The sequence below is a fragment of the Alsobacter sp. P4_H11 genome (assembly GCF_056400925.1).
In genome coordinates this window covers 149,431-171,532 of the sequence record NZ_JBFUKI010000013.1, presented here as the reverse complement: position 1 = coordinate 171,532, position 22,102 = coordinate 149,431, and the positions used below count along the sequence as shown (strand labels likewise).

Here is a 22,102-nt window from a genome sequence, read left to right as displayed (position 1 = left end):
GCGGCGCTCGACCGCCCCCTCCCTGCCCTCCCCCGCTGCGCGGGAGAGGGTTCCGCTGGAGCCCTACTTGGCGGCGTCCCGCACTGGTTCGGGCGGGGTCCAGCGCAGGATGGGCTGGCGGGCGGCTCGGGTTTCGTCCAGGCGCTTGCGCGGGGCGTGGTAGGGCGCGCCGGTGAAGCGTTCCGCATCGCCGCGCCTGGCCGCCATCGCGAGGTCGCGCAGGGCCGCGATGAAGAGGTCGAGCGAGGCCTTGGATTCCGATTCGGTGGGCTCGATCAGCATCGCGCCGTGCACCACCAGCGGGAAGTACACGGTCATCGGGTGGTAGCCCTCGTCGATCATCGCCTTGGCGAAATCGAGCGTCGTGACGCCGGTGTCCTTGAGCCAGGCGTCGTCGAACAGCGCCTCGTGCATGCAGGGGCGATCGCCGAAGGGCTGGGAGAGGAGGTCGGCCAGGCAGGCGCGCACATAGTTGGCGTTCAGCACCGCGTCCTCGGAGGCCTGCTTCATGCCGTCCGCGCCGTGCGAGAGCATGTAGGACAGGGCGCGCACGAACATGCCCATCTGGCCATGGAAGGCCGTGAGGCGGCCGAACGGCTGGGCCCCCTGCCCGGCCGCGTCGGCCTCGCTTTCCACCAGCCGGAAGCCCTCGGCGGCGCCCACCACGAAGGGCACGGGCGCGAAGGCGGCGAGCCGGTCGGAGAGCACCACCGGTCCCGAGCCCGGGCCGCCGCCGCCATGGGGCGTCGAGAACGTCTTGTGCAGGTTGATGTGCATGGCGTCGACGCCGAGGTCGCCCGGCCGTGCCTTGCCGACAATGGCGTTGAAGTTGGCCCCGTCGCAGTAGAAATAGGCCCCGGCTTCGTGGATGACGCGCGCGATCTCGACGATGTCGGGCTCGAACAGCCCGCAGGTGTTCGGGTTGGTGAGCATGATGGCGGCCGTGTCGGGCCCCGCCAGCGCGCGCACGGATTCGGGGTCCACGGTGCCGTCGGGGCGTACCGGGACGGGCTTCACGGCGAAGCCGATCAGCGCGGCCGTGGCCGGGTTGGTGCCGTGGGCGCTGTCGGGCACCAGCACGGTGCGGCGCGTCCCCGCCTCGCCCTTGTGGGCGATCGCGGCCTTGATGGCCATCATGCCGCAGAGCTCGCCATGGGCGCCGGCCTTGGGCGAGAGCGCCACGGCCGGCATGCCGGTGAGCTCCATGAGCCAAGCGGCCAGCGTGTCCATCAGCTCCAGCGCGCCCTGCACGGTGGAGACGGGCTGCAGCGGATGCACGTCGCCGAAGCCCGGCAGGCGGGCCATGCGCTCGTTCAGCCGCGGATTGTGCTTCATCGTGCAGGAGCCGAGCGGAAACACGCCGGTGTCGATGCCGTAGTTGTTTTGCGACAGCCGGACGTAGTGGCGCATCGCTTCCGGCTCGGAGAGGCCCGGCAGGCCGATGCCGTCCCGGCGCTCCAGCCCGCCGAGGCGGGGCGTGAAGGAGGGCGGCTCGTCCACGTCCACGCCCGTGGCGTCGAGGCGGCCGAACTCGAAGATCAGCGCCTCTTCCTGCTGGAGCGCGCGGTTGCCCGTGAAGGTGGGGTGGGCGGCGGCGGAAGCGGCCTCGCCCGGCTGGGTGGCGCGTCCCTGGCGGTTCAGCATCACGCGTGCTCCTTCAGGCCGGCCACGAGGGCGGCGCGGTCTTCATCGGTGTTGATTTCCGTGGAGGCGACCAGCAGCAGATCGTCCAGCCCGGCGCCGGGCAGCAGGCGCGAGACCGGCACGCCGGCCATGATCCCGCGCGCCGCGAGAGCCTCCACGACGGCGGCGGCGGGCGTCTTCAAACGCAGCGTGAACTCGTTGAAGTAGCTTGCATTCAGCACTTCCACTTCAGGTAGAGATTCCAGCGCCTCGTGCAGCTTCACCGCATTGGCGTGGTTGAGGCGCGCCAGGCGGGAGAGGCCGGCCGAGCCCAGCAGCGACATGTGGATCGTCCAGGCGAGGCTGCACAGACCCGAATTCGTGCAGATGTTGGACGTCGCCTTGTCGCGGCGGATGTGCTGCTCGCGGGTGGACAGCGTGAGCACGAAGCCGCGGTTTCCGTCGGCGTCCACGGTCTGGCCGCAGAGGCGGCCGGGCATCTGGCGGACATATTTCTGGCGTGTCGCGAAGAGGCCCACATAGGGGCCGCCAAAGTTGAGGCCGTTGCCGATGCTCTGGCCCTCGCCGACCACGATGTCGGCCCCCATGTGGCCGGGCGGCGTGACCAGCCCGAGCGACAGCGCCTCGGTGAACACCGCGACCAGCAGCGCGCCCTCGGCGTGGCACTTCTCCGCGATGGCGGTGAGGTCGCGCAGATTGCCGAACACGTCCGGGGTCTGCACCACCACGCAGGATGTCTCGCGGTCGATCGCGGCGAGCAGGTCCTCGGTTGCGCCGACGTCTGGCGCCAGCGTCACGACCTCGTCTTCGGCCATGCGCGACAGGGTGCGGACCACCTCGGCGTAGTGCGGGTGGAGCCCGCCCGAGAGCACGGCCTTGCGCCGGCGGGTGACCCGGTGGGCCATCAGCACGGCCTCGCCGCAGGCCGTGGAGCCGTCATACATGGACGCGTTGGCGACCTCCATGCCGGTCAGCGCCGCCACCTGGGTCTGGAATTCGAACAGATAGTGCAGCGTGCCCTGCGCGATCTCGGGCTGGTAGGGCGTGTAGCTCGTGAGGAATTCCGAGCGCTGGATCAGGTGGTCCACGGTGGCGGGCACGTGGTGCTTGTACGCGCCCGCGCCGACGAAGAACGGCACGGAAGAGGCCGCCGTGTTGCGCGCCGCCATGCGGCCGAGCAGGCGCTCGACCTCCATCTCGGTCTTGCGCGTCGGCAGGTCGGCCAGGCCGGCGCGGCGCTTGTCGGCCGGGATGTCGGCGAAGAGATCGTCGATGGAGGCGACGCCGATGCGCGCCAGCATGTCGGCGCGCTCGGCATCAGAGAGGGGCAGGTAGCGCATGCGGGGTCCCGTCCGGATCAGAAAGAGGCCACGAAGGCCTTGTAGGCGGCTTCGTCCATGAGGGCGTCGAGCTCGGCCGGGTCGGCGAGCCGCAGCTTCACGAACCACCCCTTTCCGAGCGGGTCGTCGTTCACGGTGGCGGGCGTGCCCTCCAGCTCGGCGTTGACCTCCACGACCTCGCCGGCGACCGGGGCATAGACCTCGCTCGCCGCCTTGACGCTCTCCACCACGGCGGCCTCCGCGCCCTTGGCGAGGCTCTTGCCGACGGCCGGCAGCTCCACGAACACGACGTCGCCGAGCTGCTGCTGGGCGTAGTCGCTGATCCCCACCGTGCCGATGTCGCCTTCGACCCGGATGTATTCGTGGTCCTTGGTGAACTTGATGGTCATGGGCGGCTCCTGAGGGTGGCGGTGGGTGCGGGATCTCGGGTCGTCAGGGACGGGTAGCTGGGCGCGAACTCTCTCCCGCGCAGCGGGGGAGATGTCGGCGCAGCCGACAGAGGGGGCGGTCGTGCGTCACGATGGACGTCGAAGCGCTCGGCCGCCCCCTCCCTGCCCTCCCCCGCTGCGCGGGAGAGGGTTCCGGATCGCGGAATGGGGCAGGCGCCCGTCCTCACGACGCGGCCTTGCGCACGTAGCGGTGCGGCACGAAGGGCAGCGCGACGACGGTGGCGGGGAGCGCCTGGCCGCGCACCATCAGGGCCAGCGCGGTGCCGGGCGCGGCGTGGGCGGGCGCGACATACCCCATCGCGATCGGGCCGCCGACCGTGGGGCCGAAGCCGCCGGAGGTGACCTTGCCGACGGGCTGGCCCTCCGGCGTCACGATCTCGGCGCCCTCGCGGGCCGGAGCGCGGCCTTCCGGCAGGAGGCCGACGCGGATGCGGGACGGGCCGTCCGCCAGCTCGCGGCTGATGCGCTCGAAGCCCGGGAAGCCGCCGTCCTGGCGCCGGCGCTTGCCCATGGACCACACGAGGGCGGCCTCCACCGGCGAGGTGGTTGGGTCTATGTCGTGGCCATAGAGGCAGAGCCCGGCCTCGAGCCGCAGCGAATCGCGGGCGCCGAGGCCGATCGGTTTCACCAGCGGGTCGGCGAGCAGCGCGCTCGCGACAGCGTCGAGCTTTTTCGCGGACACCGAGATTTCGTAGCCGTCCTCGCCCGTGTAGCCCGAGCGCGAGACCTGCACCGGAATGCCGTCGAAGCTGGTCGAGATGGCGGTCATGAACGCCATCTCGGCGACGCCGCGGGCGTGGCGGTCCAGCGCCTCGGCGGCCTTGGGCCCCTGCAGGGCCAGGAGCCCGCGCCCGTCGGCGCGCAGCAGGCGAACGCCGGCGGGCAGGTTGCGCTCCAGATGGGCCCAGTCCTGCGCCTTGCCGGCGGCGTTGACGACCAGCATCAGCACGCCGTCCTCGTCCGGGTCGGCCGGGCGGGTGATCATGAAGTCGTCGAGGATGCCGCCATCGTCGGCCAGGAACTGCGAATAGCGCTGCTGGCCGGGCTTGAGGCCCAGCACGTCTGCCGGGCACAGCGCCTCGAGTGCGCGGGCGGTGGTCTCGTGGTCGGGGCCGATCAGGAAGCCCTGGCCCATGTGCGACACGTCGAACAGGCCGGCGCTTTCGCGCGTCCAGGCGTGCTCGGCCAGGATGCCGGTCGGGTATTGCACCGGCATCTCGTAACCGGCGAACGGCACCATGCGGGCGCCGAGCGCACGGTGGCGCGCATGAAGAGGGGTGACGGCGATCGGGGCATCGGAGTCGGCGCTGGGCTCGGCCATTCGGGTCTCCCGGACAGGATTGCGCGGCCGGGCCCCATCGGCCCGGTTCGCGCCCCCTCTGTCCGAAGACCTGAGAGATTTCCCCCGGCCGCTATCGAAGGGCCGAGGTTACCCCCGTCGGTGGGCGTTTCGCTCGCGCGAACGCCGCTTTCCAGAGCGCCAGCTCTCCGCGGTCCATTGGGCCTGAGCGTTTCCGGGGCGGTTGCGCCTTCGGCGCCGACCGGGTGCAAAGACGACCCTGCCGGACTCTTCCGCGGAGATCAGAAGCACCACTTTGGTAGGCGAGCCGCGGGGGTGAGTCAACGCGGGCGGACCGGCTCCGGCCAAGGGCCGCTTCAGCAGGCCGTGACCTCAAGATCCTCGGGCCCCACGCTCCTCGCCTCCAACCGCAAATCCAGCGCGCGGAGCACGCAAAGGACGGTCGAAAGACGCGGGTCGCCCTCGCTGAGCTCCCTTGCGAGCTTGTCGACGGCTAAGCCAGCCTTCTCGGCGAGTTCCGCAATTCCTTGCGCCTGGGCCACGACGCTGAGCGCGGCGGAAATGTACGCCGCATCGCCAATTATAAATGAGGCGCTGACCAGATCGCGCTGATAAGCGGCAGTCACCGACGTAGTCGGCGGGATTGAAGGAAAATTCCACCAGCATCGTCGAAACTCGGGTTCAGGCTCGCAGAAGCGACCCGCCCTCACCCCCGCTTGCGCTTCTTCACCGGGGCGCCGCGCCCCTGGGGATCGAAGCCGATATAGATCTCGAGGTCGCCGGGGCCATCCTTGGGAGCCGTCAGGCCATCCTGCACCATCACGAAGCTGGCGCGCACGTCGCCTTGCGGGATGGTGACGCTGCCGCGCTGGAGCACCGACGAGACCACCTTGTCGCCCTTCTTCACCACGAAGCGGATGGGCGCCACATAGGTCCCCGGCGATCCGCCGGCGCCGAGCACGGCCGCGCCTTCCAGCCCGACCTTGATGGAGATCTGGTTGCCGACAACCCGGCACTCGCGCGCCGTCTGGCCGATGGAGAGCTGGCTGCGGACGTCGCCGCCGGCTTCCTGGCGCAACGCCGCCGCGCCGTCGAGGATCTGCACGGAGGGGCAGTCCACCTCTTCCTCGGGCGGGTTCATGGACGGCGGAACCGTGGTGCCGCCATAGCGAAAGATGTTCATGAAGCTGGAGCCGCCCGACGCCGAGGCCGCCTGCGGCTCAGCCGATCCGCCGAAGGTGTTGCAGCCGGCCAGCAGGCCCGCGGAGCCCAAAAGGGCGGCCAGACGGAGAACGCGCGATACGGACCGGATCATCGAACACTCCAAGCAAGCGCAACCGTGGCGGTGCGGCGGCAGGTGCTTAACACACGAGACCCCGACGGGGCGAGGATGGCGCGAGACGGAAGGCGAGTCGCCGCAACCGTCAAGGCAGGGATTCGAAGGCCTTCGGGAAGCCGTTGAGCGACACCGGGATGCCGATGCCCTCCTCGGGCGTCTGGAACACGATGAAGGTGGCGGCCTTGCCGCTCTTCAGCTTGCCCAGGAGCTCGTCCTCCATGATGACCTCGGCGACGCAGCCGGTGGGCAGGCAGCGCACGAAGCCGGCGCGGCCGACATCCGCCTGGTCGATCTTGAGGCCGAGCCCGGCGGGCAGCAGCACGCCGAGGGGCGCGATGACGCGCAGGAGGCGGCTCTTGCCGTCGGCGGTCTTCAGCACGATCACCACCAGGGTGACGTTCGGCTTGTCCTCGGCCTGGACGCTCTGCACGAGAGCGCACTGTTCGACCTTGGCGCCGGCCGGCGTCTCGCACCGCATCTGCCAGTCGCCGAAGCTGTTCTTCACGGGACCCTGCGCGGCCGCCGGGGCGATAAACGCCAGCGCGGCGACAAGGCCCGCCGCGAGGCTCGCGGAAAGGCGGGGCGCCATCCGGGCCAGCATGTCGGTCAAGACCTTCGGCATGGGGACCGCTCCTGTTCTCGGGCCAAGCAAAAAGTTCGCCCGCGCCTCATATGATGAGACATTGCGGGGGCACGCGATGGTGGGACCATGGCCGCAAACGCGTGTCAAGGCGCGGTCCCCGATCCGACTTTGGTTTATAGGATGGGCGAAAGCGCCATTCTCGCGTGCTTATGACGCACAAAAAACGCGGACCGCTGCGGTTGCGGTGGTGGCGCCTTCGTGGTCTTTGCGCTAGATCAAGCTGCGCGAGGTTCAGGTCTGCGCGTCCAAAGCGGCTCCGTTCTCCCCCTCCCCCGTGGGGAACGCCGCCTTCGGAAAGACGCGACGCGCCGATGGGCCGGGCACATTCAGGTCAGGAGATTCGCAGGTGACGATTCGTTTCTGGAACCGTTCAGCGCTCACGGCGCTCGGTCTCAGCATCCCCGGCCACGCCTTCGCGGCGGCCGGACATCCCGAACCCTGGCAAATGGGTTTCCAGGACGCCGTGTCTCCCGTCGCGGAGTTCGTCCACGACTTCCACACCGCGCTGGTCTGGATCATCACGATCATCACGCTGTTCGTGCTGGGCCTGCTGATCGCCGTGGTGGTGAAGTTCAACGAGAAGGCCAATCCGGTCCCCTCGCGGACGACGCATCACACCGGCCTCGAGATCGCCTGGACGATCATTCCGGTGCTGATCCTGGTTGGCATCGCGATCCCGTCCTTCAGGCTGCTGAAGTACCAGATCGAGCTGCCCAAGGCCGACATCACCGTGAAGGCGATCGGCAACCAGTGGTACTGGTCCTACGAGTACCCGCAGGACCAGGGCGGCGGCTTCAAGTTCGACAGCTACATGCTGACGCGCGAGGACGCCCAGAAGGCCGGCCAGCCGGCGCTGCTGGCGGTGGACAACGAGGTCGTGCTCCCGGCCGGCAAGACGGTGGTCTTCCAGGTGGTGGGCGCGGACGTGATCCATTCCTTCTCGGTGCCGTCTCTGGCCTTCCGCATGGACGCCATTCCGGGCCGCATGAACCAGACCTGGTTTAAGACGGACCGCGAGGGCGTTTATTACGGCCAGTGCTCGCGCCTGTGCGGCCAGAACCACGCCTACATGCCCATCGCCATCCGGGTGGTGAGCCAGGACAAGTACACGGCGTGGCTCGCGGACGCGAAAAAGAAGTTCGCCTCCAACGACGCCGGCGCGGCCGTGAAGGTCGCCTCGCGCTCGGCTCCGGTCGAGTGACGGCCTGAGGCCTTTCGAAGCTTAAACTGCGAACAGGACAGCGGAAGCTTGGCTTCCAGCGATCTGGGACACGACACAATGGCAACTGCTGCGGCACACGCGCACGACGACGCGCACGCACATCACCCGACCGGCTGGCGCCGCTGGGTGCTGTCGACGAACCACAAAGACATCGGGACGATGTACCTGATCTTCGGCCTCATGGCCGGCCTGATCGGCGGCGCGCTCTCGATCGCGATGCGCCTCGAGCTCCAGGAGCCCGGGCTGCAGTACTTCACCAATCCGCAGACCTACAATGTGTTCGTGACGGGTCACGGCCTCATCATGGTGTTCTTCCTGGTGATGCCCACCCTGATCGGCGGGTTCGGGAACTGGTTCGTGCCGCTCATGATAGGCGCGCCCGACATGGCGTTCCCGCGCATGAACAATATCTCGTTCTGGCTGCTGCCCTCCTCCTTCGCGCTGCTGCTGATCTCGCTGTTCGTGGAAGGCGCGCCCGGCTCCAACGGCTTCGGCGGCGGCTGGACGGTGTATCCGCCGCTGTCGACCTCGGGCCACCCGGGCCCGGCGCTGGACTTCGGCATCCTGTCGCTGCATCTGGCCGGCGCTTCGTCGATCCTGGGCGCGATCAACTTCATCACCACCATCCTGAACATGCGCGCGCCGGGCATGACCCTGCACAAGATGCCGCTGTTCGCCTGGGCGATGCTGGTGACCGCGTTCCTGCTGCTGCTGTCGCTGCCGGTGCTCGCGGGCGCCATCACGATGCTGCTGACGGACCGCAACTTCGGCACGACCTTCTTCGACCCGGCCGGCGGCGGCGACCCGATCCTGTACCAGCACCTGTTCTGGTTCTTCGGTCACCCCGAAGTGTACATCATGATCCTGCCGGCCTTCGGCATCGTCAGCCACATCATCTCGACCTTCTCGCGCAAGCCCATCTTCGGCTATCTCGGAATGGCCTACGCGATGGTGGCGATCGGCGCGGTGGGCTTCGTGGTGTGGGCTCACCACATGTACACGGCCGGCCTGTCGCTCGACACGCAGCGCTACTTCGTGTTCGCCACCATGGTGATCGCGGTGCCGACGGGCGTGAAGGTGTTCTCCTGGATCGCCACGATGTGGGGCGGCTCGCTGCGTTTCCCCGCGCCGATGATCTGGGCGATGGGCTTCATCTTCCTGTTCACGGTCGGCGGCGTCACGGGCGTCGTGCTGGCGAACGCTGGCGTCGACCGGCAGCTGCACAACACCTACTACGTGGTGGCGCACTTCCATTACGTGCTGTCGCTGGGCGCGGTGTTCGGCATCTTCGCGGCCTGGTACTACTGGTTCCCGAAGATCTCCGGCTACGTGATCCCGGACTGGATCGGCCGCCTCCACTTCTGGATCGCCTTCGTGGGCGCGAACCTGCTGTTCTTCCCGATGCACTTCACGGGTCTGGCCGGCATGCCGCGTCACTACGTGGACTATCCGGACGCCTTCGCGGGCTGGAACCGCATCTCGTCCTTCGGCTCGTACATCTTCGCGCTCGGCCTGATCGTGTTCTTCTACGGCGTGTTCACGGCCTTCAGCCGCAAGGAAAAGGCCGGCGACAACCCGTGGGGCGAAGGCGCGACCACGCTGGAGTGGACGCTCTCGTCGCCCCCGCCCTTCCATCAGTTCGAGACGCTGCCGCGCATCACCGGCTCGGATCACTGATCGAGGCGAGACGTTTTCACCGGAGCCGGCTTCGGCCGGCTCCGGACTTTGTTGAAAAGCCCGATCCTTCGCCTGTCCGCCCCGCCGGGACGGAGACGCCGAGGACCGGTTCGCACCCGAACCGACCACCCACACGGAGCCTTTGACGCGTACATGTCAGCGGTCAGCGACAGCATCGTTCAAGACAGCATCGGGCAGAGCCAGTCCGGCCTCTCCAACGGCATGGCGGGCGATTTCTTCGCCCTGCTGAAGCCGCGGGTGATGTCGCTCGTGGTGTTCACCGCGCTGGTCGGCATGATGCTGGCCCCGCACGTGAACCCGGTGATCGGCTTTGCGGCCCTGCTCGCCATCGCGGTGGGCGCCGGCGCGTCCGGCTGCCTCAACATGTGGTACGACGCCGACATCGACGCCCTGATGCGGCGCACCGCCAAGCGGCCGATCCCGGCCGGCAAGGTGACGCGCGACGAGGCGCTGGGCTTCGGCCTGACGCTGTCGATCGGCTCGGTGGTCACGCTCGGGCTGATCACCAACTGGGTCGCGGCCGGCTTGCTGGCCTTCACGATCTTCTTCTACGTCGTGATCTATTCGATGTGGCTGAAGCGGGCGACCGCGCAGAACATCGTGATCGGCGGCGCGGCCGGCGCCTTCCCGCCCATGATCGGCTACGCGGCCGTCACCGGCACGGTGTCGATCGAGACGGTCGTGCTGTTCGCCATCATCTTCCTGTGGACGCCGCCGCACTTCTGGGCGCTCGCGCTGGTGAAGTCCGACGACTACCGCCGCGCCGGCATCCCGATGCTGCCCGTGGTGGCGGGCGACGACCACACCCGCCTGCAGATCCTCATCTACACGCTGATCGTCGTCCCGGTCGCGATGCTGCCCTTCGTGATGGGCTTCGCGGGGCTGCCCTATGCGCTCACGGCCGGCGTCACCGGCGTGATAATGCTCGTGCTCGCCTGGCGCATCTTCACGCGCCGCGAGGGCGAGGCGGCCCGCAAGGCCGCGTTCGGGATGTTCGGCTTCTCGATCCTCTACCTGTTCCTGCTCTACGCCGTGCTGCTGGGCGAGTTCATGGTCGGCCATGACCGCGTCGCCGCGCTGGGCTCCTTCGCAGCCCGCCTCCTTTCGGGAGCCGCGTCGTGATCGAGCAGAAGCCCGGCATCGTGCTGACCGCCGAGGAGGCCAAGCGCCGCCGCTCGCGTTCGGTCGCGCTCGGGCTCGTGCTGGGCGGCCTCGTGCTGTTGTTCTTCGTCGTCACCGTCGCCAAGCTGGGCGGCAACGTCCTCAACAGGCCGATGTGATGGAACAGGATCGCCCCTCCCCACCCTCTCCTGCCACGTCGCGTGCGACGCGCCGCACGCTGTTTGCGTGCGTGTTCACGGTGGTGGGCATGGTCGGGCTTTCCTATGCGGCCGTGCCGCTCTACCGCATGTTCTGCCAGGCCACGGGCTTTGGCGGCACGCCGCTGATCGCCACGCAGGCGTCCAAGACCACGGGCGAGCGCGTGTTCAAGGTGCGGTTCGACTCCAACGTGTCGACTGGCCTTGGCTGGCGCTTCGAGCCGGAGCAGCCGAGCATCGACGTGAAGGTCGGCGAGACCGCGACCGTGTTCTACAAGCTCATCAACGGCAGCACGAAGCCCGGGACCGCGATCGCGTCCTTCAACGTCGCGCCCGAGATGACCGGAGCCTATTTCAACAAGCTCCAGTGCTTCTGCTTCAACGAAATCACGCTGGCGGCGGGCGAGACGCTCGAAGCGCCGGTGGTGTTCTATGTCGACCCCGAGATCGTGAAGAACCGCGATCTGGCGAGCGCGACCGAGATCACCCTGAGCTACACCATCTTCCCGACCAAGGGCTCCGCAAAGCCCCTGGCCGAAAATGCCGACCCCACACGCAAACCTAAGCTATAAGCGGCACGCGGGCGCCAGAATCGCCCGTGGATCGTATCGGAGAGCGACCCTGATGGCCGACGTCCACGCCAAGAACCACGACTACCACCTCGTCGACCCGAGCCCCTGGCCGTTCGTCGGATCGATCAGCGCCTTCGTGATGGCGCTGGGCGCGATCATGTGGATGAAGAACATGGCGCTCGGCGGCCTGCATGCAGGCCCGGTGCTGTTCGGCGCCGGCTTCATCGGCGTGCTCTACACCATGCTGGCCTGGTGGTCGGACGTCATCAACGAGGCCGAGCACAAGGGCGACCACACCCGCGTGGTGCAGATCAGCCACCGCTACGGCATGATCATGTTCATCGCCTCCGAGGTGATGTTCTTCGTGGCGTGGTTCTGGGCCTATTTCGACGCCAGCCTGTTCGCCAACGAGGCCAAGCAGTTCGCCCGCTTCGAGCTGACGGGCGGTCACTGGCCGCCGAAGGGCATCGAGGTGTTCGATCCCTTCCACCTGCCGCTGCTGAACACCCTGATCCTGCTGACCTCCGGCACCACGGTGACCTGGGCCCACCATGCCCTGCTGCACAATGACCGCCAGGGCCTGAAGTGGGGCCTGATCCTCACCGTGATCCTGGGCGCGCTGTTCTCGGTCGTGCAGGTCTACGAGTATTCGCACGCCCACTTCGCCTTCAAGGGCTCGATCTACGGCGCCACCTTCTTCATGGCGACGGGCTTCCACGGCTTCCACGTGCTGATCGGCACCATCTTCCTGCTGGTCTGCCTGATCCGCGCCCTGAAGGGCCACTTCACCCCGCAGCGTCACCTCGGCTTCGAGTTCGCGGCCTGGTACTGGCACTTCGTGGACGTGGTGTGGCTGTTCCTGTTCGTCGCCATCTACCTGAAGGGCTCCAACTGGGGCGCCGCCGTAGGCGCCGCCGCCGCGCACTGACGGGAGAGGGTCTCTCTTCACCCTCCCCTTGAGGGGGAGGGTCGACGGCCGCAGGCCGGCGGGGTGGGGTGAAGCCGGGGACGAGCTCCGACTCCGGCAACCACCTGAGCAGACAACCCAGGTTCCGTACAACGCCCGGCAGCACCCCACCCCGCCGCTTCGCGGCGACCCGCCCCCTCAAGGGGAGGGTGGGAGCTGCGGCCTCGAATTCCGGATCAGGCGGCCCCCGGGCCGCCTTTTCGCTTTCAGAGAAAGTTTGCATCCTTGGATCGTCGCCTCACCCGTCTCATCGCGCCGGCCATCGCCACGCTGGTCGGCTTCGCCATCCTGGTCGGGCTCGGCTTCTGGCAGATCGAGCGCCTGGGCGCGAAGCAGCGGCTGCTGGCGCGGGTCGAGGCGCGGATGCACGCCGAGCCCGGGCCCCTGCCGCCCGAGGCCGACTGGGCGGGGCTCAACTCCAAGAACGTCGACTACCAACGGGTGCGCGTCACCGGGCGCTTCCTGCATGACAAGGAAGCCCACCTCAACGGCTTCATCGCGTTGCCGACCACCGGCCCGGCCCCGGCCAACACGCTGATGGGCTTCTTCATCCTCACTCCGTTGCAGCTCGCCGATGGCTCGGTCGTGATCGTCAACCGCGGCATCGTGCCGACCGAGCTGCGCGATCCGGCCAAGCGGGCCGAAGGGCAGCCGGCGGGGGACGTCACCGTGACGGGGCTGCTGCGGATGCCCGAGCACCCCGGCGTGTTCGTGCCCAACAACGACCCTGCCAGGAACAACTGGTTCTCGCGCGATCCGGTCGCGATCGGCCAGGCCAAGGGCCTCACGCGCGTCGCCCCCTTCGTGGTGGACGCGGACGCGACGCCCGTTCCGGGCGGCTGGCCCCGGGGCGGCAACACGGTCGTGAGCTTCCCCAACAACCACCTGCAATACGCCTTCACGTGGTTCGCGCTGGCGCTGTGCATCCTGGGGGTGTTCGGCTTCTGGGCACGTCAGCAGTTGAAGGACGGCTCTGCGTGAACCTGCGCTTGTCAGGCCCCGACCGGGCTCCTACCCTCGCGTCGCACTGAAGAGGTCACCCGTGATCCATGTTTCCACCCGGGGCGAAGCGCCCGCCCTCGGTTTTTCCGACGCGCTGCTGACCGGCCTCGCCCGAGACGGCGGCCTCTACATGCCGGAAACCTGGCCGACTCTTACGCATGACGCGATCGCGGATCTCGCCGGCCTCTCCTACCCGGAGGTCGCGCGGCGCATCATCGGTCCCTTCGCGTCGGACATCGATCCCGCCGCTTTCTCGGCCATGGTGGACGCCGCCTATGCGACGTTCCGGCACCCGGCCGTGTGCCCGCTGGTGCAGCTCGGCGACAACCTCTTCGTTCTGGAGCTCTTTCACGGCCCGACGCTGGCGTTCAAGGACGTGGCCATGCAGCTCCTCGGCCGCATGATGGATCACGTGCTGGAACAGCGCGGCCAGCGCGCCACCATCGTGGGTGCCACGTCGGGCGACACCGGCGGCGCGGCCATCGACGCCTTCAAGGGCCTTAAGCGGGTCGACGTGTTCATCCTCTACCCGCAGGGCCGGGTGAGCGAGGTACAGCGCCGGCAGATGACCACCGTGGACGCCGAGAACGTCCACGCGGTCGCGGTGGAGGGCGACTTCGACGACTGCCAGGCGCTCGTGAAGGCGCTGTTCAACAACCACGCGTTCCGCGACGAGCTGATGCTGTCCGGCGTCAACTCCATCAACTGGGCCCGCATCGTCGCCCAGGTGGTCTACTATTTCACGGCCGCCGTGAGCCTCGGCGCGCCACACCGGCCGGTGAACTTCTCCGTGCCGACCGGCAATTTCGGCGACGTGCTGGCCGGCTGGGTGGCCAAGCGCATGGGCCTGCCGATCGGCGGTCTCAATGTCGCCACCAACGCCAACGACATCCTGGCCCGCGCCATCGCGACCGGCCGTTACGAGGCGACCGGCGTGGTGCCGACCTCGTCGCCCTCCATGGACATCCAGGTCTCGTCCAATTTCGAGCGCCTCCTGTTCGAGGCGCATGGCCGCGACGGCGCTACCGTCCGGCGGCTCATGCAGGGCCTTTCGCAGAGCAAGTCCTTCACGATCGAGCCCGCCGCGCTCGACCAGATCCGGGCCGAGTTCTCGGCCAGCCGGGTCGACGAGGCCGGCGTCCGGGCCGAGATGGCCGGCACGTTCCAAAGCAGCGGCTACACGCTCGATCCGCACACGGCCGTGGGCGTCGCCAGCGCCCGCACGGTGCTGGCGCGCGAGCCCAAGACTCCGATGGTGGTGCTCGGCACCGCCCATCCGGCCAAGTTCCCGGACGCCGTGGAAGCCGCCACGGGACAGAGGCCGGCCTTGCCGGCGCATCTCGCGGATCTTCTCCAGCGTCCCGAGCATTTCACCGTGCTGCCCAATGATCAGGCAGCGATCGAGACATTCGTCCGTCACAAGGCCAGGGCCGCCGGGTCCCGGCAGGGAGCCGCCGCATGAATGCGCCCCCGCGCAACAAGGACCTGAAATTCGGCGCGCCGCGGCAGGAGGCGGTGCGCATCACCACGCTGCCGAACGGGTTGCGCGTCGTCACCGAAACCATCCCGCAACTCGCCACCGCGTCGCTCGGCGTCTGGATCGGCGCGGGCGCGCGGCACGAGCGCGACGGCGAGCAGGGCCTCGCGCACCTGCTGGAGCATATGGCCTTCAAGGGCACGCGCCGGCGCTCGGCGCTCGAGATCGTGGCCGAGATCGAGGCCGTGGGCGGCGACCTCAACGCCGAGACCAGCGTGGAGCGCACCTCCTACTACGTGCGCCTGCTGGGCGAGGACGTGCCGCTGGCGCTCGATATCCTGTCCGATATCCTCACCGAGCCGGCCTTCGACAAAGGCGAGCTCCGGCGCGAGAAGGGCGTCGTGCTGCAGGAGATCGGCGCCTGCGAGGACACGCCGGACGAGATCGTCTTCGACATGTTCATGGAGACCGCCTATGGGGGCGCGCCTATCGGGCGGCGCATCCTGGGCACGCCCAAAACCGTGCGGGCGCAGACGCCCGAGAGCATGAGCGGCTTCCTGGAGCGGCAATATCGCGGCCCCGACATGGTGGTGGCGGCCGCCGGCGCGGTGGACCACGACGCCGTGGTGGACGAGGTCTCGCGTCGCTTCGCGAAGTTCGGAGCCGAAGTCGCGCCCGAGCCCGTGGCGGGCGTCTACACGGGCGGCGACCAGCGCAAGATCCGCAAGCTCGAGCAGGCCCACATGGTGGTGGGCTTCGCGGGCGCCTCCTTCAACCATCCCGATCACTACGCCCTGCATGTGTTCTCGAACCTGCTGGGCGGCGGCATGTCGTCCCGCCTGTTCCAGGAAATCCGGGAGAAGCGCGGCCTCTGCTACGAGATCTACTCGTTCCACCAGCCCTTCTCGGACACCGGCACCTTTGCGGTGTATGGCGGCACCGGCGAGGACAAGCTGGCCGAGTTCATGCCCGTGATGCTCGACTGCCTGCGCGAGGCGGCGGAGCGGCCCACCGAGGAGGAGGTCGTCCGCGCCAAGCAGCAGATCAAGGTCTCGCTGCTGATGGGGCTCGAGTCCTCCGCCCGCCGGGCCGAACAGATGGCCCGCCACGTGCTCGCCTTCGGGCGCGTGATGCCGCGCGAGGAGATCGTGGCCGCCATCGAGGCGATCACGCTGGACGACGTGAAGCGCGTCGCCGCCGCCACGCTGGCGAGCGCGCCCACGGTCACGGCCGTCGGGCCCGTGCGCAAGCTCATGGACACGTCGCGGATCGCCGCCCATCTGGGCTCGGCGAAGCCGGCGGCGTAAGGCCGCCCCGGTGGCGTTCTTCCGCCTGCCCATCGCCGCCGAGGAGCCCCCCGGCATCCGCGGCAAGGGGCTCGCGCTGCGCCCGCCCCGGCTGGAGGATTTTGACGCCTGGGCGGCGCTGCGCGAGGCGAGCCGCGACTTCCTGAAGCCGTGGGAGCCCGTGTGGCCTTCGGACGACCTGACCAAGCCGGCCTTTCGCCGCCGGCTGAAGCGCTACGCGCGCGAGATCGAGGACGATTCGGCCTACCCGTTCTTTCTGTTCCGCGAAGCCGACGGCGCGCTGCTGGGCGGCCTGACGCTCGGCATGGTGCGCCGCGGCGTGTCGCAGGCGGCGACGCTGGGCTACTGGATGGGCCAGCCGCATGCGGGCGCCGGCGCGATGACGACCGGCGTGCGCCTCGCCTGCACGTATGCGTTCGAGACGCTGCGGCTGCGGCGCATCGAGGCGGCCTGCGTGCCCTACAACATCGCGTCGACGCGGGTTCTCGAGAAGGTCGGCTTCCAGCGCGAGGGCTACGCCCGGCAATATCTGTGCATCGACGGGCTGTGGCAGGACCACCTGCTCTTCGCCCTGCTGCGGGCCGAGTTTGCGGCGGACACACCCTCGCCTTGATGGGCGGCGAGAACCACGCCGTGTTCCTCCCGATGGGGCGAGCCCGCCTTGCCCTCCTCCCTTCCGACAGCTACCACTGCTGACGCTTCGCCGCCCGCCCGGGAGGTTCGGCGCCGATTCCCCAGGACGTCCTCGTTGCGTTTTCTCAGGTTCATTTTCGCCTTGGCCGGGCTCGTCCTCGCGCTGGCGGCCGTCCCCGGGACGGCCCTGGCGCTCGATCCCGTGTCGGTGCGGACCGGCAGCGCGGCTGTGGACCTGCTGCCCTTCGTGGAGCGCTCGCGCTCCGACGGCGACCTGATCCAGATTTCCACAGCTCCCGGCGCGGACGGCATCGTCCGGCGCATCGCCATCAAGGCGAAGGAGGCCGGCACGCGGCCGGACTGGATCGTCTTCGCGCTCAAGAACGACACCAACGAGCAGCTCACCCGCTGGCTCGTGGCCCCGCATTTCCGGCTGGTGAACTCCGGCGTGGTGTCGCCCGACCTCGGCGCGACGCGCATCACGGCCGTGACGGCGAGCCAGGGCGAAAGCCCGGACCGCGAGGACAACGCCGAGGCCGACATCTTCGAGATCGTGCTCGATCCCGGCTCGACGGTGACGTACATCGCCGAGCTCGCCAATCCGAAGCTGCCGCAGCTCTATCTGTGGAACCCGGACGATTACAAGGAGAAGGCCAACGGCCTGACCCTCTACCGCGGCATCGTGATCGGCATCGCGGGGCTGCTGGCGCTGTTTCTCACCATCGTGTTCGTCGTGAAGGGCGCGGTGATCTTCCCGGCCGCCGCGGCGCTTGCCTGGGCGGTGCTGGCCTATATCTGCATCGATTTCGGCTTCTGGCAGAAGATCGTCCCCACCACGCCGCAGGGCGAGCAGGTCTACCGATCGGCCGCTGAGGCCGTGCTGGCCGCCACCCTGCTGGTGTTCCTGTTCGCCTACCTCAACCTCAACCGCTGGCACGTGCGCTACAGCCACGTGACGGCCGGCTGGCTGGTGTTCCTCACTGCCCTGATCGGGCTCGCGGTGTTCGACCCCGTGATGGCGGCCGGCGTGGCGCGCATCTCGATCGCGGCCGTGGCGGCCGTGGGCTTCCTGCTGGTCGTCTACCTTTCCACCCACAATTACGACCGCGCCGTGATGCTGGCGCCGACCTGGTTCCTGCTGCTGGTGTGGGTGATCGCCACCGCGTTCGCGATCTCGGGCCAGCTCACCAACGACTTCGTGTCCCCGGCCCTGCTGGGCGGCCTGGTGCTGATCGTGATGCTGATCGGCTTCACGGTGATGCAGCACGCCTTTGCGGGCGGCGCGCTGGCGCAGGGGCTGGTCAGCGACGCCGAGCGCAAGGCGCTGGCGCTGGCGGGCTCCGGCGACACCGTGTTCGACTGGGACGTGACGGCCGACCGCGTGTTCGTGAGCCCCGAGGTGGAGGCGCAGCTCGGCCTGAAGCGCGGCGCGCTGGAGGGGCCCGCCGCGAACTGGCTGGAGGTGATGCACCCCTTCGACCGCGACCGCTTCCGGGCCACGCTGGACGCCGTGCTGGAGCAGCGCCGCGGGCGCGTCTCGCTGGACTTCAGGTTGAAGACCTCGGACGGCCACTACTACTGGTACGCGCTGCGCGCCCGCCCGGTGGTGGGCTCCGACGGCGAAGTGGTGCGCGTGGTCGGCACCCTCGGCGACGTCACCGAGATGAAGACCGCCGAGGAGCGCATCCTCCACGACGCCGTCCACGACAATCTCACCGGCCTGCCGAACCGCCGCCTGTTCCTGGACCGGCTCGACAACGCCCTGACGCTGGCACGCACCGACGACGACGTGCGCCCCACCGTGATCGTGCTCGACCTCGACCGGTTCAAGCAGATCAACGAATCGGTGGGCCTGCCGGCCGGGGACTCGATCCTGCTCGCGGTGGCGCGCCGGCTCGGGCGGCTCCTGAAGCCGCAGGACACGCTCGCGCGCGTCACCGGCGACCAGTTCGGCCTGCTGCTTTTGTCCGAGCGCGAGCCCGACCGGATCACCATGCTGGCCGACACCATTCGGCGCGTCGTCACCACCCCGGTTGTGTTCGGCGACCGCGAGATATTCCTCACCGCGTCCACCGGAATCGCGCTGCCGGATCCGAGCTCCCAGTCGCGCGGCGAGGACGTCTTGCGCTCGGCCGAGATCGCGATGATGCACGCCAAGAAGCTCGGCGGCGACCGCATCGAGGTGTTCCGCCCCGCCATGCGGGCGCAGCGCACCGACCGTCTGGCGCTGGAGATGGACCTGCGTCGCGCCGTCGAGCGCAACGAGATCAAGATGCTGTTCCAGCCCATCGTCCGGCTGGAGGATCGCACCGTCGCGGGTTTCGAGGCGCTGATGCGCTGGGACCATCCCAAGCATGGCCGCCTCGCCCCGGCGGAGTTCATCTCCATCGCGGAGGAGAGCGGGCTCATCATCGAACTTGGCGTCTTCGCGCTCGATCGCACCGCCCAGGAGCTCGCCGCCTGGCAGCGCGCGCTGGAGGTGGACCCGCCCATCTTCGCCAGCGTCAACGTGTCGAGCCGCCAGCTTTTGCGCCACGACCTCCTGCAGGACGTCAAGATGGTGCTGTCGCGCTACCCGGTGCAGCGCGGCACGCTGAAGCTCGAAATCACCGAGAGCCTGGTGATGGAGAACCCGGAATACGCCACCCAGATCCTGACCCGCATCGCCGATCTCGGCGCCGGGCTGTCGCTGGACGATTTCGGCACCGGCTACTCGTCGCTCTCCTACCTGCAGCGCTTCCCGTTCGACACCATCAAGATCGACCGCTCCTTCGTGAAGCCGGACGGCAAGGGCGCCCGCCCGGTGATCCTGCGCTCGATCATCACGCTGGCGCACGACCTCGGCATGGAAGTGGTCGCCGAGGGCGCGGAAACCGAGTCCGACGCCATCGAACTCTACCAGCTCGGCTGCGAGCACGCGCAGGGCTACGCCTTCGGCCCGCCCATGACGGCGCTGGAAGCGCGCAAGCTGGTCGGGGCGGCGGCGGAGGCGGCGTGAGCTAGCGGGGGCGGTTCTGGGCGTTGTGGTAGACGGCGACAATCTCGATCCAGCGTGTTGCTGGGCTCGCGCGATACACCGCGACGTAAGGCAAGCCGGGGATGATCCACTCCCGCAGACCGGGTGTAACGCTGCGACGGCCAATCTCGGGAAAACTAATCAGAAGCGTTAACGTTGCATAGATGTCGTCAATAACTTTGATCGCTGCGGTTGCATCGTTTGCAGCGATGTAGTCGTGGATGCGGTCCAGTTGGCGGAGGGCCCGCCTTCCGAACCTGAGCCTCACGATTTGTACTTGGCCCGGAAGCGCTCGACCTCGTCGTCAGTGGCGAATTCGAGGGTCCCGGCCTCGAGCTGCGCGGCCAGTTCCTCAACTTCGGCGCGCTGCTCAGCAGACAGCAAATCGCCTTGTGGCAGCCGCTGATTGTAGATGATCGCCTCGAACGCGTCCTTCTCGGACTCGTCCAGATCTTCCCAAGCGCGGAGAGCAGCGTCGATTTTTCCCATGCGGGTCATCTTAGCATATATCACGCAGCTGTCTAACGCTCACGCGTGCCCGGCCTCGGTCGACAGCATCGCGGGATCGACGCCGATCTTCCGCAGCGCGCGGTCGTATTTCGTCTCGAAACCGCCGTCGAACAGCAGTTGCGGGTCGGCCTCGCAGTGCAGCCAGCCGTTCTCGTTGATCTCGGTTTCGAGCTGGCCCGCGCCCCAGCCGGCGTAGCCCAGCGCCAGGATGGCGTCGCGCGGGCCGCCGCCTGTCGCGATGGCGCGCAGGATGTCGACGGTCGCGGTGAGGCAGATGCCGTCGTCGATCGGCAGGGTCGACTTGTCGATGAAGAAATCGGACGAGTGCAGCACGAAGCCGCGGCCGGTCTCCACCGGGCCGCCCTTCAGCACCTTGAAGCGCTCGGCGCGTTCCGGCAGCTTGATGCCGCTGTCGGCCGTGATGATCTCGAGCTGCTCGAGAAGATGCGGGAATTCGATGTTCGGCGCCGGCTGGTTGATCACCAGCCCCATCGCGCCCTCGGGCGAGTGCGCGCAGACATAGATCACCGTGCGGGCGAAGCGCTCGTCCGGCATGCCCGGCATTGCGATCAGCATCTGCCCGTCCAGGAAGCCGCGGGACGTCATCGCGACGGAATTCTCGATGGTTTCAAGGAACATGATCGTATGCCCATTTGCCTCCGAAGCCAACGCGGGCCCGGGCGCGCCGTTCCAAGGGCCCATCACCGTCTCGTCACTTTGCGAGCGCGGGCGGCTCTGGCATGAGAGGCGGATGACGCTTTTTCGCTCCGCCTCCGCCCTGCTGCTCGCCTGCGCATGCGCGGCTGCTCCGTCGCTGGCCGCCTCGCCGGGCGCGTCGGACTGGCAGTCTGGCTTCCACGCCTCGTTCCGTCTCGTGGACGGCGGCGCGGGCGACAAGCCCGGCCAGCGCCTCGCCGGCGTCGAGATCCGGCTCGATCCCCACTTCAAGACCTATTGGCGCATGCCGGGCGACTCCGGCCTGCCGCCGAGCTTCGACTGGGCGCGCTCGGAGAACGTGAAGCACGTCGAGGTGCTCTGGCCCGCGCCGACGCGTTTTCAGGACGTCGCCGGGTCGTCGATCGGCTACAAGGACAACGCGCTCCTGCCCGTGCGGGTGACGCTGACCGATCCCGCCAAACCCGCGAAGCTCGACCTCAAGCTCGACTATGCGGTCTGCGAGCAGATCTGCATTCCGGTGAACGGCGAGGCCACGCTGCCGCTGGGCGGCCTGCTCGCCCCCTTCGCGTCGAGCGTCCGCGACGCCGTCGCGCGCACGCCCAAGCCCGGCAAAATCGGCGACCGCGAGGCCCCGGCGATCGCCGGCCTTGAGCCGACGCCGGACGACAAGGCAGTGCTGGCCACCACGCTGACGCCCGCCGGCGCGGCCACGGACATCTTCGTCGAGGGCCCCACGGCCGACTGGCTGTTCGGCGTTCCGGCGCTCACAACCGAGACAGTCGAAGGCGATGTCCGTCGCGCCACGTGGCGGCTTTCCGTGGAGGCGCGGCCGGCGGACGCCAGGCTGGCGGGCCAGCCGCTCACCGTTACGCTGACGGCGAGCGACAAGGCCGTGGAAGCCCATCTCGACGCCACGATCAAGCCGCACTAGATCTAGGCCGTCATGACGCAGGGCGGGTTCCCCGCCCGGCCCCTGCGCTGAGCAT

At 68.6% G+C, this 22,102-nt stretch carries 22 protein-coding genes and 2 riboswitches; of the genes, 12 read left to right on the top strand and 10 right to left on the bottom strand.

Features of this window, described 5'->3' with window-relative positions; all coding sequences use genetic code 11:
* Positions 1 to 63: 63 nt before the first annotated feature.
* The 7 genes from gcvPB to AC1DSZ_RS20915 all read right to left on the bottom strand — a co-directional run bounded on the left by gcvPB (position 64) and on the right by AC1DSZ_RS20915 (position 6,694).
* Complete coding sequence (gene gcvPB, locus AC1DSZ_RS20945) at positions 64 to 1,644, bottom strand: aminomethyl-transferring glycine dehydrogenase subunit GcvPB (protein WP_476840275.1); 1,581 nt, start codon at positions 1,642 to 1,644, stop codon at positions 64 to 66.
* Positions 1,644 to 2,984, bottom strand: coding sequence for an aminomethyl-transferring glycine dehydrogenase subunit GcvPA (gcvPA, locus tag AC1DSZ_RS20940; RefSeq protein WP_476840274.1), 1,341 nt, complete (start codon positions 2,982 to 2,984; stop codon positions 1,644 to 1,646). The genes gcvPB and gcvPA overlap by 1 nt, the downstream gene beginning before the upstream one ends.
* A gap of 17 nt (positions 2,985 to 3,001) precedes the next feature.
* Positions 3,002 to 3,373 carry a glycine cleavage system protein GcvH gene (gene gcvH, locus AC1DSZ_RS20935; protein ID WP_476840273.1) on the bottom strand — a complete coding sequence of 124 codons (372 nt, stop codon included), beginning with the start codon at positions 3,371 to 3,373 and terminating at the stop codon, positions 3,002 to 3,004.
* Positions 3,374 to 3,596: 223 nt separating this feature from the next.
* Positions 3,597 to 4,754, bottom strand: a complete 1,158-nt coding sequence (gene gcvT, locus AC1DSZ_RS20930; protein ID WP_476840272.1) for a glycine cleavage system aminomethyltransferase GcvT — start codon at positions 4,752 to 4,754, stop codon at positions 3,597 to 3,599.
* 56 nt (positions 4,755 to 4,810) lie between these two features.
* A riboswitch (glycine riboswitch) is annotated at positions 4,811 to 4,911 on the bottom strand.
* Positions 4,912 to 4,914: 3 nt separating this feature from the next.
* Positions 4,915 to 5,018: riboswitch (glycine riboswitch) on the bottom strand.
* Between the two features lie 71 nt (positions 5,019 to 5,089).
* Positions 5,090 to 5,359 (bottom strand): helix-turn-helix domain-containing transcriptional regulator, encoded by a 270-nt coding sequence (locus AC1DSZ_RS20925; protein WP_476840271.1) that lies wholly within the window; start codon positions 5,357 to 5,359, stop codon positions 5,090 to 5,092.
* 80 nt (positions 5,360 to 5,439) lie between these two features.
* Complete coding sequence (locus AC1DSZ_RS20920; RefSeq protein WP_476840270.1) at positions 5,440 to 6,048, bottom strand: hypothetical protein; 609 nt, start codon at positions 6,046 to 6,048, stop codon at positions 5,440 to 5,442.
* Positions 6,049 to 6,157: 109 nt separating this feature from the next.
* Complete coding sequence (locus AC1DSZ_RS20915) at positions 6,158 to 6,694, bottom strand: invasion associated locus B family protein (RefSeq protein WP_476840269.1); 537 nt, start codon at positions 6,692 to 6,694, stop codon at positions 6,158 to 6,160.
* 373 nt (positions 6,695 to 7,067) lie between these two features.
* On the opposite strand from AC1DSZ_RS20915, the gene coxB reads away from it, so the two are divergent.
* The 11 genes from coxB to AC1DSZ_RS20860 all read left to right on the top strand — a co-directional run bounded on the left by coxB (position 7,068) and on the right by AC1DSZ_RS20860 (position 19,910).
* The gene (gene coxB / locus AC1DSZ_RS20910; RefSeq protein ID WP_244643769.1) at positions 7,068 to 7,916 is read left to right on the top strand and encodes a cytochrome c oxidase subunit II; all 849 of its coding nucleotides are present in this window, start codon (positions 7,068 to 7,070) and stop codon (positions 7,914 to 7,916) included.
* 78 nt (positions 7,917 to 7,994) lie between these two features.
* Complete coding sequence (gene ctaD, locus AC1DSZ_RS20905; RefSeq protein WP_188516559.1) at positions 7,995 to 9,614, top strand: cytochrome c oxidase subunit I; 1,620 nt, start codon at positions 7,995 to 7,997, stop codon at positions 9,612 to 9,614.
* A gap of 153 nt (positions 9,615 to 9,767) precedes the next feature.
* Positions 9,768 to 10,757, top strand: a complete 990-nt coding sequence (locus AC1DSZ_RS20900; RefSeq protein WP_476840268.1) for a heme o synthase — start codon at positions 9,768 to 9,770, stop codon at positions 10,755 to 10,757.
* Entirely contained in the window at positions 10,754 to 10,915 is a 162-nt protein-coding gene (locus tag AC1DSZ_RS20895) for a hypothetical protein (protein ID WP_476840267.1), read from the top strand. The genes AC1DSZ_RS20900 and AC1DSZ_RS20895 overlap by 4 nt, the downstream gene beginning before the upstream one ends.
* Positions 10,915 to 11,526 carry a cytochrome c oxidase assembly protein gene (locus tag AC1DSZ_RS20890; protein ID WP_476840266.1) on the top strand — a complete coding sequence of 204 codons (612 nt, stop codon included), beginning with the start codon at positions 10,915 to 10,917 and terminating at the stop codon, positions 11,524 to 11,526. The genes AC1DSZ_RS20895 and AC1DSZ_RS20890 overlap by 1 nt, the downstream gene beginning before the upstream one ends.
* A 52-nt stretch (positions 11,527 to 11,578) precedes the next feature.
* Entirely contained in the window at positions 11,579 to 12,454 is an 876-nt protein-coding gene (locus tag AC1DSZ_RS20885) for a cytochrome c oxidase subunit 3 (RefSeq protein WP_476840265.1), read from the top strand.
* 264 nt (positions 12,455 to 12,718) lie between these two features.
* Positions 12,719 to 13,474, top strand: a complete 756-nt coding sequence (locus tag AC1DSZ_RS20880) for an SURF1 family protein (RefSeq protein WP_476840264.1) — start codon at positions 12,719 to 12,721, stop codon at positions 13,472 to 13,474.
* Positions 13,475 to 13,535: 61 nt separating this feature from the next.
* Positions 13,536 to 14,957 carry a threonine synthase gene (thrC, locus tag AC1DSZ_RS20875; protein ID WP_476840263.1) on the top strand — a complete coding sequence of 474 codons (1,422 nt, stop codon included), beginning with the start codon at positions 13,536 to 13,538 and terminating at the stop codon, positions 14,955 to 14,957.
* Positions 14,954 to 16,279 (top strand): M16 family metallopeptidase, encoded by a 1,326-nt coding sequence (locus AC1DSZ_RS20870; protein ID WP_476840262.1) that lies wholly within the window; start codon positions 14,954 to 14,956, stop codon positions 16,277 to 16,279. The genes thrC and AC1DSZ_RS20870 overlap by 4 nt, the downstream gene beginning before the upstream one ends.
* Before the next feature lie 10 nt (positions 16,280 to 16,289).
* Positions 16,290 to 16,892, top strand: coding sequence for a GNAT family N-acetyltransferase (locus tag AC1DSZ_RS20865; RefSeq protein WP_476840261.1), 603 nt, complete (start codon positions 16,290 to 16,292; stop codon positions 16,890 to 16,892).
* 135 nt (positions 16,893 to 17,027) lie between these two features.
* Positions 17,028 to 19,910, top strand: a complete 2,883-nt coding sequence (locus AC1DSZ_RS20860) for an EAL domain-containing protein (protein ID WP_476840260.1) — start codon at positions 17,028 to 17,030, stop codon at positions 19,908 to 19,910.
* 1 nt (position 19,911) lies between these two features.
* On the opposite strand, the gene AC1DSZ_RS20855 is transcribed toward AC1DSZ_RS20860, so the two are convergent.
* Genes AC1DSZ_RS20855 through AC1DSZ_RS20845 form a run of 3 tightly spaced genes read right to left on the bottom strand, consistent with a single transcriptional unit; the run spans position 19,912 to position 21,077 of the window.
* Positions 19,912 to 20,196 (bottom strand): type II toxin-antitoxin system RelE/ParE family toxin, encoded by a 285-nt coding sequence (locus AC1DSZ_RS20855; RefSeq protein WP_476840259.1) that lies wholly within the window; start codon positions 20,194 to 20,196, stop codon positions 19,912 to 19,914.
* The gene (locus tag AC1DSZ_RS20850) at positions 20,193 to 20,417 is read right to left on the bottom strand and encodes a hypothetical protein (protein ID WP_476840258.1); all 225 of its coding nucleotides are present in this window, start codon (positions 20,415 to 20,417) and stop codon (positions 20,193 to 20,195) included. The genes AC1DSZ_RS20855 and AC1DSZ_RS20850 overlap by 4 nt, the downstream gene beginning before the upstream one ends.
* A gap of 39 nt (positions 20,418 to 20,456) precedes the next feature.
* Entirely contained in the window at positions 20,457 to 21,077 is a 621-nt protein-coding gene (locus AC1DSZ_RS20845; RefSeq protein ID WP_188516548.1) for a YqgE/AlgH family protein, read from the bottom strand.
* A 112-nt stretch (positions 21,078 to 21,189) separates the two neighbouring features.
* Between AC1DSZ_RS20845 and AC1DSZ_RS20840 the strand changes: the two genes are divergently transcribed.
* The gene (locus AC1DSZ_RS20840; protein ID WP_476840257.1) at positions 21,190 to 22,047 is read left to right on the top strand and encodes a protein-disulfide reductase DsbD domain-containing protein; all 858 of its coding nucleotides are present in this window, start codon (positions 21,190 to 21,192) and stop codon (positions 22,045 to 22,047) included.
* The last annotated feature ends 55 nt before the right edge of the window (positions 22,048 to 22,102 follow it).